At 73.8% G+C, this 12,222-nt stretch carries 11 protein-coding genes; 10 read left to right on the top strand and 1 reads right to left on the bottom strand.

What is annotated here, in order from left to right; all coding sequences use genetic code 11:
- The coding region (locus tag FA014_RS13485; protein ID WP_154730183.1) for a S1C family serine protease at nt 1–1,321 on the top strand (1,321 nt) is incomplete at its 5' end.
- Between the two features lie 176 nt (nt 1,322–1,497).
- On the opposite strand, the gene FA014_RS13480 is transcribed toward FA014_RS13485, so the two are convergent.
- The gene (locus FA014_RS13480) at nt 1,498–2,832 is read right to left on the bottom strand and encodes an isochorismate synthase (RefSeq protein WP_154730182.1); all 1,335 of its coding nucleotides are present in this window, start codon (nt 2,830–2,832) and stop codon (nt 1,498–1,500) included.
- A gap of 73 nt (nt 2,833–2,905) precedes the next feature.
- Between FA014_RS13480 and FA014_RS13475 the strand changes: the two genes are divergently transcribed.
- The 9 genes from FA014_RS13475 to FA014_RS13435 all read left to right on the top strand — a co-directional run.
- The gene (locus tag FA014_RS13475) at nt 2,906–3,607 is read left to right on the top strand and encodes a demethylmenaquinone methyltransferase (protein WP_154730181.1); all 702 of its coding nucleotides are present in this window, start codon (nt 2,906–2,908) and stop codon (nt 3,605–3,607) included.
- A 146-nt stretch (nt 3,608–3,753) separates the two neighbouring features.
- Nucleotides 3,754–5,049 carry a geranylgeranyl reductase family protein gene (locus FA014_RS13470; RefSeq protein WP_230323144.1) on the top strand — a complete coding sequence of 432 codons (1,296 nt, stop codon included), beginning with the start codon at nt 3,754–3,756 and terminating at the stop codon, nt 5,047–5,049.
- A gap of 111 nt (nt 5,050–5,160) precedes the next feature.
- Nucleotides 5,161–5,529, top strand: coding sequence for an NADH-quinone oxidoreductase subunit A (locus FA014_RS13465; RefSeq protein ID WP_147795390.1), 369 nt, complete (start codon nt 5,161–5,163; stop codon nt 5,527–5,529).
- A 1-nt stretch (nt 5,530) separates the two neighbouring features.
- Complete coding sequence (locus FA014_RS13460) at nt 5,531–6,082, top strand: NuoB/complex I 20 kDa subunit family protein (RefSeq protein WP_147795391.1); 552 nt, start codon at nt 5,531–5,533, stop codon at nt 6,080–6,082.
- On the top strand, nt 6,079–6,876 hold the full coding sequence (locus tag FA014_RS13455) for an NADH-quinone oxidoreductase subunit C (protein WP_154730179.1): 798 nt from the start codon (nt 6,079–6,081) through the stop codon (nt 6,874–6,876). Before FA014_RS13460 ends, FA014_RS13455 begins: the two co-directional genes overlap by 4 nt.
- Nucleotides 6,873–8,228 (top strand): NADH-quinone oxidoreductase subunit D, encoded by a 1,356-nt coding sequence (locus tag FA014_RS13450; RefSeq protein ID WP_154730178.1) that lies wholly within the window; start codon nt 6,873–6,875, stop codon nt 8,226–8,228. Before FA014_RS13455 ends, FA014_RS13450 begins: the two co-directional genes overlap by 4 nt.
- Entirely contained in the window at nt 8,228–9,151 is a 924-nt protein-coding gene (gene nuoE / locus FA014_RS13445) for an NADH-quinone oxidoreductase subunit NuoE (protein WP_154730177.1), read from the top strand. Before FA014_RS13450 ends, nuoE begins: the two co-directional genes overlap by 1 nt.
- Nucleotides 9,151–10,491, top strand: coding sequence for an NADH-quinone oxidoreductase subunit NuoF (nuoF, locus tag FA014_RS13440; RefSeq protein ID WP_154730176.1), 1,341 nt, complete (start codon nt 9,151–9,153; stop codon nt 10,489–10,491). Before nuoE ends, nuoF begins: the two co-directional genes overlap by 1 nt.
- Nucleotides 10,491–12,222: NADH-quinone oxidoreductase subunit G (locus FA014_RS13435; RefSeq protein WP_154730175.1), on the top strand; the 1,732-nt coding region annotated here is incomplete at its 3' end. The genes nuoF and FA014_RS13435, both read left to right, overlap by 1 nt.

Genomic DNA, 12,222 nt, shown 5'->3' with positions numbered 1-12,222 from the left:
GGGCCCGCAGGGCCCGCACGGCCCGACCGGCGGCCCGGAGTACCCCGCCGCGTACGGCGCCCCCGGTGGGCCCGGCGGGGCACCGGTCCGCACCCGGACCGCGCGCGACCGGATCTGGCTCCCCGTGGCGAGCGTCGCCGTCGCGGCCGGCCTGCTCGGCAGCCTCGGCACGGCCGCGCTGACCGGCGCGTTCGACGCCGACGGCTCGGCGCGCTCGGCGAGCATCGCCTCGATCGGCCAGAGCAGCAACGACAGCGTCCCGGTGTCCGGCTCCTCCCAGGAGAACCCGGACTGGCAGGCCGTCGCGTCCGCCGTCAAGGACTCGGTCGTCGCCATCACCGTCAGCACCGGCTCCGGCGAGGCGCAGGGCTCCGGCGTGATCGTCGACGACGCGGGCCACGTCGTCACCAACAACCACGTGGTGTCGGGGGCCCAGGACGGCAAGGTGCAGGTCACGCTGACCGACGGCCGGATCTTCACGGCCGACGTCGTCGGCACCGACTCGACCACCGACCTCGCCGTCGTCAAGCTCGAGGACGCCCCGGACGACCTGAAGCCCGCCGCCCTCGGCGACTCGTCCGAGGTCACCGTCGGCGACCCGGTCATGGCCGTCGGCAACCCGCTGGGGCTCGCGAACACCGTGACCACCGGCATCGTCTCCGCGCTCGACCGCCCGGTGTCCACCACCGAGGACGGCAGCAACGAGGCCGTGGTGACGAACGCGATCCAGATCGACGCGGCCGTGAACCCCGGCAACTCGGGCGGTCCGCTGTTCGACGCGCAGGGCCGGGTCATCGGCATCACCTCGTCGATCGCCACGACCTCCAGCGAGTCGGGCTCGATCGGCCTCGGCTTCGCGATCCCGGTCAACCTGGCCGACATGATCGCCGGCCAGCTGATCGAGGACGGCACCGCGGAGCACGCGTTCCTCGGCGTCGGGCTGACCGACAACACGGCCACCGCCGACGGCGTCACCCGCTCCGGCGCCCAGGTGCAGAGCGTCACGTCGGGCTCGCCCGCCGCGACCGCCGGCATCAAGGAGGGCGACGTGATCGTGGCGATCGACGGCAAGGCCGTGGCCGGTGCCGAGTCGCTGACCGGCTACGTGCGGGCGCACGCGTCGGGCGACAAGGTCACCCTGACGCTGGTCCGCGACGGCAAGTCCCTGGACGTCGACGTCACCCTGGCGGTCCGCGAGGAGACGGCGTCGAGCGACCCGGGCTCGGGCTCGGGCGGCTCCGGCAGCACCGACCCGCGGAACATGACGCCGGACGAGCTCTGGCAGTGGTTCCAGCAGCAGCAGGGCGGCGGTCAGAACTGACCCGGCCCTCCACGACGGCCCCCGGGCAGGATCACCCCTGCTCCGCCCGGCGGCCTCCGGGGCGGTGAGCCCGCACCTCGCCGCCCCGACCGACGGCCCCCGCGACGCGCACCCCCTGGCGCCCGCGGGGGCCGTCCCCTGTCCGGGGCCGGACCGGCGCGGAGCGTGCCCCGTGGTCAGTCCGAGGCGAGGGCCGTGCGCATCGGGACCAGCTTCGCCCGGGACTCCGCCAGCTCCGCCGCCGGGTCGGAGGCCGCGACGATGCCGCAGCCCGCGAACAGCCGGAGGCGGTGCGGGTCGGCGGGGTCGAGCTCCGCGGACCGCAGGCCGATGCCCCACTCGCCGTCGCCGTCGGCGCCCACCCAGCCGACCGGGCCGGCGTACCGGGCCCGGTCCATGCCCTCGATCGCCCGGATGAGGTCGCGGGCGGCCTCGGTGGGCGTGCCGCAGACCGCGGCGGTCGGGTGCAGCGCGGCCGCGAGGGCCAGCGAGGTCGGGTGCGGCCCGCCGTCGGCGTCCGCGCCGGTCCCGCGCAGCACCGCGGTCACGTCCGAGGCCAGGTGCAGCACGTTCGGCAGGTGCAGCACGAACGGGGCGTCGGGCACGTTGGTCGAGGAGCAGAACGGCGCGAGCGCCCGCGCGACCGAGGACACCGCGTACTCGTGCTCCTCCAGGTCCTTCGAGGAGTGCGCCAGGATCGCGGCGCGGGCCAGGTCGGCGTCGTCGTCGCCGGTGCGGCGGATGGTGCCGGCCAGCACGCGGGACGTCACGAGGCCCTTGTCCGAGCGGACCAGCAGCTCCGGGGTCGCGCCGATGAGGCCGTCGACGGAGAACGTCCAGCAGGTCGGGTAGCGGTCGGCGAGCCGGCCGAGGGCGTGCCGCACGTCCAGCGGCTCGGCGGTCGTGGCGACCTCGTCCCGGGCGAGCACGACCTTGTCGAGCTCGCCGGCGCGGATGGCGGCGACGCCGCGGGCCACGACGTCGGGCCAGTCCTCGGCCTCGACGGCACCGGACGCGTAGGTCACGGCACCGGGGCCGCGGACCGGCGTCAGGCCGGCGACGTGCCGGGCGACCAGCGACCAGTCCGGGGCCGCGCCGAGCGTGCCGGCGGTCTCGACGACCGTGAGCCACGCCTGCCCGTCGCGGCGGCCGACCACCACCCGCGGCACCACCAGGGCGCCGCCCGCGGCGGACAGGTCGTCGAACGCGAACGAGCCGAACGCGACCGGGCCGGTGCCGGGCAGCCCGACCTCGTCCCGGACGACGGCGTGCCGGACCAGGCCCTGCCACCAGCGCTCGGCGTCGGCGAACCGGTCCGGGCCGCCGACCTCGGTCCGCGCGGCCTCGCCCCAGCCGACCAGCCCGTCGCCCCGGCGCACCCAGGTGAGCGGGGCGTCCGCGGGGAGCAGGGAGAGCAGGTCGTCCGGGGCGTCGATCCGGACGGTGCGGACCACGAGCGGCTCGGGGTGCGAGGACGCCGCGGCCTGGCGGTCGTCGAGGGGGCTGGTCATCGCGGACCAGGGTACGACCGCGCGGCGGGCGCCCGCGCGCGACCACCGCGCGCGACCTGACACGATGGGCCCCATGCCCCGCGCCTCTCTCGACAAGGACCCGCACGACGTCGCCACGATGTTCGACGGCGTCGCCCGCCGCTACGACCTGACCAACGACGTGCTGTCGCTCGGCCAGGACCGGATGTGGCGCAGGGCGACCCTCAAGGCGCTCGACGCGCTGCCGGGGGAGACGGTCCTGGACCTGGCCGCGGGCACCGGCACGTCGAGCGAGCCGCTGGCGGACGCGGGCGTGAAGGTCGTCCCGTGCGACCTGTCGACCGGGATGCTCACCGTCGGCAAGCGCCGTCGCCCCGACCTGCCGTTCACCGCGGGCGACGCCACCGCGCTGCCGTTCGCGGACGGGGTCTTCGACGCGGTGACGATCTCGTTCGGGCTGCGCAACGTGGTGGACACGGTGGGCGCGCTGGAGGAGATGCGCCGCGTGACGCGGCCGGGCGGGCGGCTCGTGGTGTGCGAGTTCTCGACTCCGACGTGGGCGCCGTTCCGGACCGTCTACTCCGGCTACCTGGTCAAGGCCCTGCCTGCGGTGGCGAAGGTCGTGGCGCGCGAGTCGGCGGCGTACGACTACCTCGCCGAGTCGATCCAGGAGTGGCCGGACCAGCTCGGGCTGGCGCGGCTCCTGAAGGAGTCGGGCTGGAGCTCGGTGGGGTACCGGAATCTGTCCGGCGGCATCGTCGCGCTGCACCGCGCCACAAATCCTGGGATCATTTAGGCCGGAATGGTGGGACGAAAGTCCCGGATAACCCCTGGTCAGGAGCAGAGACGCTACTGAGGCAAACCTTCGCAGACAGATCGTTGGTCGGATCACTAGACTCGGCCTGACAACACCTGTGAAGGCATTCACAAATGGGGCGAACTGTGCACAGTGGCAAGAGCGACGACGCGGACGTCGTCGTCGTCGGCGCCGGACCCGGCGGGTCCAGCGCTGCCTACCACTGCGCCGCCGCGGGCCTTTCCGTCCTGCTGCTGGACAAGGCGAGCTTCCCCCGGGACAAGATCTGCGGCGACGGCCTGACCCCGCGCGCGGTGGCCGAGCTGGCCCGGATGGGCGTGCCGCTGCGCGAGCAGGACGGCTGGATCCGGAACGTCGGCCTGCGCGTCCTCGGCGGCGGCCACGTCGTCGAGCTGCCCTGGCCCGAGCTGTCGTCCTACCCGTCGTACGGCCTGGCCCGCGCGCGCACCTCGCTCGACCACCTGCTGCTCGAGCACGCGCGCGCCGCCGGCGCCAAGGTCCAGGAGCGGACCAACGTCACGGGTCCGCTGGTCGACGAGCGCACCGGCCGCGTGGTCGGCGTGCAGGCCCGCCCGGTCGACGCCGACGGCCGTCGCGCGGGCGACCCGGTCGAGTACCGCGCCCCCGTCGTGATCGCCGCCGACGGCGTGTCCGCCCGGCTCGCGACCGGCCTCGGCCTGGAGAAGCGCCAGGACCGCCCGATGGGCGTGGCGGTGCGCACCTACTTCCGGACGCCGCGGCACGACGACCCGTGGATGGAGAGCCACCTCGAGCTCTGGGACGGCAAGCCGGGCGAGTCGGACCTCATGCCCGGCTACGGCTGGATCTTCTCGCTCGGCGACGGCACCGCGAACGTCGGCCTCGGCTCGGTGTCCTCGACCGCCGCCGCGACCAAGGTCGACTACAAGGACCTGTTCGCGAAGTGGATGGCCAACGCCCCCGCGGAGTGGGAGTTCACCCCGGAGCACCAGCTCGGTCCCGTCCGCGGCGCCGCGCTGCCGATGGGGTTCAACCGCGGCCCGCTCTACGGCCGCGGCCTCATGCTGGTCGGCGACGCCGCCGGGATGATCAGCCCGTTCAACGGCGAGGGCATCGCCTACGCCCTGCAGGCCGGCCGGGTCGCCGCGGACGCGATCGTCCAGGCCGCCGCCCGGGGCACCGCCGCCGGACGCGAGCGGGCGCTCGCCACGTACGGCGCGCGGATGAAGGACGACCTGGGCGGGTACTACACGCTCGGCCGGGTGTTCGTGAAGCTCATCGAGCGGCCCGAGATCATGCGGGCGTGCACGAGGTACGGCCTGCCGCGCCCGCTGGTCATGAAGCTCACGCACAAGCTGCTCGCGGACTGCTACGAGCCGCACGGCGGCGACTGGGCCGACCGGACCATCGCCGCCCTCGCACGTCTGGCGCCGGCCTCGTGACGGCCGCCGCCCGCACCGGGCCGCCCTGACGGGGCGCGCCGGCCTCGCCCGCCGGACGCGCCCGCTCCGCAGCCCCACGGAAGCACTCCACCCCCCACCGGGAGAGCACCGATGACCAACCCGTACGTCCCCCTCCTCGTCATGATGGGGGTGGCCGCCGTCCTCGCGGTCGGCGGCCTCGCCGCCAGCGCCGTGATCGGCCCCAAGCGCTACAACCGCGCCAAGCTCGAGGCCTACGAGTGCGGCATCCAGCCGACCCCGCACGCCGTCGGCGGCGGCCGGTTCCCGGTGAAGTACTACCTGGTCGCGATGACCTTCATCATCTTCGACATCGAGGTCGTGTTCCTCTACCCGTGGGCCGTCAGCTTCGGTGAGCTGGCCGTCTTCGGGCTCGTGGCGATGGTGGGGTTCCTCGCGCTGATCACCGTGCCGTTCCTCTACGAGTGGCGGCGCGGCGGTCTCGAGTGGGACGAGGACTGAGATGGGTATCGAAGAGGCTCCCAGCGGCTTCCTGCTGACGTCGGTCGAGACGCTCGCCGGCCTGGTCCGGAAGGCCTCGCTGTGGCCGGTGACGTTCGGCCTGGCGTGCTGCGCGATCGAGATGATGGCGACCGGCGGTTCCCGGTTCGACATCTCCCGGTTCGGCATGGAGGTGTTCCGTGCCTCCCCGCGCCAGTCCGACCTGATGATCGTGGCCGGCCGGGTCAGCCAGAAGATGGCGCCCGTGGTGCGGCAGGTCTACGACCAGATGGCCGAGCCCAAGTGGGTGCTGTCGATGGGCGTGTGCGCCAGCAGCGGCGGCATGTTCAACAACTACGCGATCGTCCAGGGCGTCGACCACGTCGTGCCGGTGGACATCTACCTGCCCGGCTGCCCGCCGCGGCCGGAGATGCTGATCAACGCGATCCTCGAGCTGCACGAGCAGATCAAGGCCGAGCCGCTCGGCAAGAACCGCGCGGACATCGCCCGCGAGGTCGAGGCGGCCGCGCTGCGCGCCGAGCCGACCTCCCACATGACGGGGCTGCTGCGATGAGCGACGAGAAGAAGGACGCCGCCGAGGCCGCCAAGGCCGGGGACGCCGCGTCCGCCGACGCCGGGGCGCAGCGCACCAGCGAGGCGGCCCTGGAGGCCGGCGCGCAGAACGTCCCGGCCGACCGGACGCTGCCGCTCGAGGTCGTCGAGACCCGGCACGGCATGTTCGGCGTGCACGGGTCCGGCGACACCTCCGGGTTCGGCGGCCTCGTGCAGACCGTGGTGCTGCCCGGCCCGAGCGAGCGGCCGTACGGCGGCTGGTTCGACGAGGTCGTGGACGTGCTCACCGAGCTGCTGGACGCCTCCGGCACCGGTGCCGCCGCGGCGCTGGAGTCCGTGGTCGTCGACCGCGGCGAGCTCACCCTGAACATCGCCCGGGAGCACGTGGTCGAGGTCACGCGGCACCTGCGCGACGACCAGGACCTCCGGTTCGAGCTGTCCCTCGGCGTCAGCGGCGTGCACTACCCGCACGACACCGGCCGCGAGCTGCACGCCGTCTACCACCTGGTGTCGGTCACCCACGGCCGGCGGCTCCGCCTCGAGGTCGCCGCCCCCGAGGGCGACCCGACCATCCCCAGCACCGTCGGGGTCTACCCGGCCAACGACTGGCACGAGCGCGAGACCTGGGACTTCTTCGGCATCGTCTTCACCGGCCGCACCGACCTGGCGCGGATCGAGATGCCGGACGACTGGCCCGGGCACCCGCAGCGCAAGGACTACCCGCTCGGCGGCATCCCGGTGGAGTACAAGGGCGCCACCATCCCGCCGGCCGACCAGCGGAGGCAGTACTCATGAGCTCCCAGACCCACGCGCCCCGCGCGACCGGCCACCTCGTCGACGACGAGACCGTCGGCCTGCGGACCTTCGAGGCGACCGGCGGCGACTGGTCCGACATCGCCGAGGAGGCGGCCCGGCTCGGCGAGCAGCGCATCGTCGTCAACATGGGCCCCCAGCACCCGTCCACGCACGGCGTGCTCCGCCTCATGCTCGAGATCGACGGCGAGACGGTGACCGAGGCCCGCGCGGGCATCGGCTACCTGCACACCGGCATCGAGAAGAACATGGAGTACCGCACCTGGACCCAGGGCGTCACGTTCTGCACCCGCATGGACTACGTCGCCCCGCTGTTCCAGGAGGCCGCGTACTGCCTGGCCGTGGAGAAGCTGCTCGGCATCACCGACGACATCCCGGTCCGCGCGAGCGAGATCCGCGTGCTGATGATGGAGCTCAACCGGATCTCCTCGCACCTGGTGTGCCTGGCGACCGGCGGCAACGAGCTCGGCGCGACCACGATCATGACCATCGGCTTCACCGCCCGCGAGGAGATCCTGCGGATCTTCGAGATGGTGACCGGCCTGCGGATGAACCACGCGTACATCCGCCCCGGCGGCGTCGCGCAGGACATCCCCCCGGGCGGGCTCGACTCCGTCCGCGAGGCGCTGGTCGGCGTGCGCCGCTACCTCACGCAGCTCGAGGACCTCATGCTCGGCCAGCCGATCCTCAAGGGCCGGCTGCAGAACGTGGGCGTGCTGAACCTCGCCGGCTGCATGGCGCTCGGCATCACCGGCCCGATGCTCCGGTCGACCGGCCTGCCGTACGACGTCCGCAAGGCCGCCCCGTACTGCGGCTACGAGACCTACGACTTCGACGTCCCGGTCTCCGAGGGCTCGGACTGCTGGGACCGGATGGTCCTGCGGATCGAGGAGTGCTACCAGTCGATGCGGATCGTCGAGCAGGTGGTCGAGCGGCTGCAGGCCTCGGCCGGCACGCCCGTCATGGTCGAGGACAAGAAGATCGCCTGGCCCGCCCAGCTCGCCATCGGCAGCGACGGCATGGGCAACTCGCTCGACCACATCCGGGAGATCATGGGCACCTCGATGGAGGCCCTGATCCACCACTTCAAGCTGGTGACGGAGGGCTTCCGGGTCCCCGCCGGCCAGGCGTGGCAGACCGTCGAGCACCCCCGCGGCGAGCTCGGCGTGCACCTCGTCTCCGACGGGGGCACCAAGCCGTACCGGGCGCACTTCCGCGACCCGTCGTTCAACAACCTGCAGGCCGTCTCGGTGCTCTGCGAGGGCGGGCAGGTGGCGGACGTCGTCTGCTCCGTCGCCTCCATCGACCCGGTGCTCGGAGGGGTGGACCGCTGATGACCGCCATCGACCACCCGCGGATCCCCGGGACGGGGCGCCCGCGCGCGACGTACGACGAGGCGACCCGGGAGCGGCTCGCGGCCGACGCGGCGCAGGTCGTCGCCCGGTACCCCGACCCGCGCTCGGCCCTGCTGCCGCTGCTGCACCTGGTGCAGTCCGAGGACGGCTACGTGAGCCCGGCGGGCATCGCGTTCTGCGCGGCGACGCTGGACCTGTCGACGGCCCAGGTGTCCGCGGTCGCGACGTTCTACACCCAGTACAAGCGCCGCCCGAACGGCGAGTACACGGTGGGCGTCTGCACCAACACGCTCTGCGCCATCATGGGCGGTGACGCGATCTGGGAGGACCTCACCGACCGGCTCGGCATCGGCCACGACGAGACGACGGGCGACGGCAAGATCACGCTCGAGCGGATCGAGTGCAACGCGGCCTGCGACTACGCGCCGGTGATGATGATCAACTGGGAGTTCTTCGACAACCAGACGCCGGACTCGGCTGCCGAGGTGGTCGGGAAGCTGATCGCGGGGGAGCCCGTGGCGCCGACCCGCGGGCCGTCCCGGGTGCAGACGTTCAAGCAGGTGTCCCGCGTGCTGGCCGGGTTCCCGGACGGCCTCGCGGACGAGGGCGTCGCGGCCGGCGAGCCGACGCTGCGCGGGCTGCGGCTCGCGCGGGAGAACGGCTGGACGGCCCCGTCCACCGACGCCGCGGAGCGCGACGCCGCCCAGGAGCAGCAGGCCGAGCCCGCCGCCCCGGCCGCCGGCACCGCCGCACCGGGGGCCTCCGCGCCGCAGCCCGGCGGCGAGCAGTCCTCCGTCGACCGGCCCGCGGCCGGCGCCCCGGAGCGGTCCGCCGACCAGGAGAAGGCCGAGCACCGCGCCGACGACACGAGCAAGCCCGCCGACAGCGAGAAGGAGTCGTGATGGCCGACGCGACCACCCTGACGCCGGTGCTCAGCGACCGCTGGGACGCCGACCGCCCGTGGGACCTGCGCACGTACGAGTCCCGCGGCGGCTACCGCGGGCTGCGCAAGGCGCTGACGATGGACGCCGCCGACGTGGTGACCACCGTCAAGGACTCCGGCCTGCGCGGCCGCGGCGGCGCCGGCTTCCCGACCGGCATGAAGTGGGGCTTCCTGCCCGCGCCGGACGGCGGTCCCCGCTACCTGGTGGTGAACGCCGACGAGTCCGAGCCGGGCACCTGCAAGGACATCCCGCTGATGCTGGCGGACCCGCAGGTGCTGGTCGAGGGCGTGGCGATCACCTCCTACGCGATCGGCTGCCACCACGCGTTCATCTACCTGCGCGGCGAGGTCGTGCACGTCTACCGCCGGCTGCTGCACGCGGTCGAGCAGGCGTACGCCCAGGGCTACCTCGGCAAGAACATCCTCGGCAGCGGGTACGACCTGGACGTCACGGTGCACGCCGGCGCGGGCGCGTACATCTGCGGCGAGGAGACCGCGCTGCTCGACTCGCTCGAGGGCCGCCGCGGCCAGCCGCGCCTCAAGCCGCCGTTCCCCGCGGTGGCGGGCCTGTACGCCCGGCCCACCGTCGTGAACAACGTCGAGTCCATCGCCTCGGTGCCCGGCATCGTGGTCGGGGGCTCCGACTGGTTCCGCACGATGGGGACCGACCGGTCGCCCGGCCACGGCCTGTTCTCGCTGTCCGGGCACGTCACGCACCCCGGCCAGTACGAGGCGCCGCTCGGCATCACGATGCGCGAGCTGCTGGAGATGGCCGGCGGCGTCCGCGAGGGCCACGAGCTGAAGTTCTGGACCCCGGGCGGGTCCTCGACGCCGATCTTCACCGCGGAGCACCTCGACGTCCCGCTCACCTACGAGGAGGTCGGCGCCGCCGGCTCGATGCTCGGCACCCGCGCGCTGCAGGTGTTCGACGACTCGGTGTCGGTGGTCAAGGCCGTGTCCCGGTGGACGCAGTTCTACAAGCACGAGTCGTGCGGCAAGTGCACCCCGTGCCGCGAGGGCACGTTCTGGCTCGCGCAGGTGCTCGCCCGCCTGGAGGCGGGCCAGGGCACCTCCGGCGACATCGACCTGCTGCTCGACCTGTGCGACAACATCCTCGGCAAGGCGTTCTGCGCCCTCGGCGACGGCGCGACCAGCCCGATCACCTCGGCGATCCAGTACTTCCGGGAGGAGTTCGAGGCGGGCACGCACACGCCCGCCGACGTGCTGTTCCCGCCGGAGCGCGCCTCGCTCTTCCCCTACACGCCGCGCCGCAGCGGCCAGCTCGCGGGAGCCCACTGATGACCGTCACCGCATCGAAGCCCGCCGGGTCGGGCGCGACGCCCCCGCCCGAGCCGAAGCCGGACGGGGTCACCTTCACGATCGACGGCATCGAGACCACCGTGCCGAAGGGCACCCTGGTCATCCGCGCCGCCGAGCAGCTCGGCATCCAGATCCCGCGGTTCTGCGACCACCCGCTGCTGGCCCCGGCCGGCGCGTGCCGCCAGTGCCTCGTGGAGGTCTGGGCCCCGGGCCGCGACGGCAAGGTCGCGAAGATGCCGAAGCCGCAGGCCTCCTGCACGCTCACCGCCACGCCCGGCATGGACGTGCGCACGCAGCGCACGTCCGCGGAGGCGGACAAGGCGCAGCACGGCGTGATGGAGCTGCTGCTCATCAACCACCCGCTGGACTGCCCGGTCTGCGACAAGGGCGGCGAGTGCCCCCTGCAGAACCAGGCGATGTCCAACGGCCGGAGCCAGACCCGGTTCGTCGACGTCAAGCGGACGTTCCCGAAGCCGATCGCCGTGTCGACCGAGATCCTGCTCGACCGCGAGCGGTGCATCCTGTGCCAGCGGTGCACCCGGTTCTCCCGGGAGATCGCGGGCGACCCGTTCATCGACCTGCAGAAGCGCGGGGCGATGCAGCAGATCGGCCGGTTCGACGCCGACGTGCTGGGCTTCGCCGGCGCGGGGGTCGACGACGAGGACGCGGCGACCTCCGGGACGCTCCCGTTCGACGGCCGCGTGCTCCTCGGCGCCGACATCCCCGTGGGTCCGGCGGAGGACGACGAGTCGGGTTCCCCGTTCGCGTCCTACTTCTCCGGCAACACCGTCCAGATCTGCCCGGTCGGCGCGCTGACCGGCGCCGCCTACCGGTTCCGCGCCCGCCCGTTCGACCTGGTGTCGACGCCCGGCGTGTCCGAGCACGACTCCTCCGGTGCGGCGATCCGCGTCGACCACCGCCGCGGCGTCGTGCTGCGCCGGCTCGCGGGGGACGACCCCGAGGTCAACGAGGAGTGGATCACCGACAAGGACCGGTTCGCCTTCACCTGGCAGTCCGCGGCCGACCGGATCACCACCCCGCTCGTGCGCGACCTGCTGGAGGACGGCACCCGCGGCGAGCTGCACCCCGCGTCCTGGGCCGAGGCCCTGGAGGTCGCGGCGCACGGGCTGGAGCAGGCCCGGGCCGCCGGCGGCGTCGGGGTGCTCCCCGGCGGGCGCCTGACCGTCGAGGACGCCTACGCCTACGGCAAGTTCGCCCGCGTGGTGCTCGGCACCAACGACGTCGACCTGCGCGCCCGGCCGCACTCGGACGAGGAGCTCGCGTTCCTCGGGCACGCGGTCGCCGGCACCGGCCTGGGCGTCACGTTCCGCGACCTCGAGGCCGCGCCGACCGTCCTGCTCGCCGGCCTGGAGGCCGAGGAGGAGGCGGGCGTCGTGTTCCTGCGGCTGCGCAAGGGCGTCGTCGCGGGCCGCACCCGCGTGCACGCCGTGGCGCCGCTGGCGAGCCGCGGGCTCGAGCGCCTGGACGGCGAGCTGCTGCGCGCCGCCCCGGGCACCGAGGCCGAGGTGCTCGACGCCGTCGGGTCCGGCGACCTCGCGGACCTCGGTGCGGCGCTGGGTGCCCCGGGCGCGCTGGTCCTGGTCGGTGAGCGCCTGGCCGCCGTGCCCGGCGCGCTGTCCGCCGCGCTGCGGCTCGCGGCGCGCACCGGCGCCCGCCTCGCCTGGATCCCGCGTCGCGCGGGGGAGCGAG

Source organism: Cellulomonas hominis, from assembly GCF_005239125.1.
Classification (GTDB): Bacteria; Actinomycetota; Actinomycetes; order Actinomycetales; family Cellulomonadaceae; genus Cellulomonas; species Cellulomonas hominis_A.
This window is presented reverse-complemented; position numbering and strand designations above follow the sequence as displayed.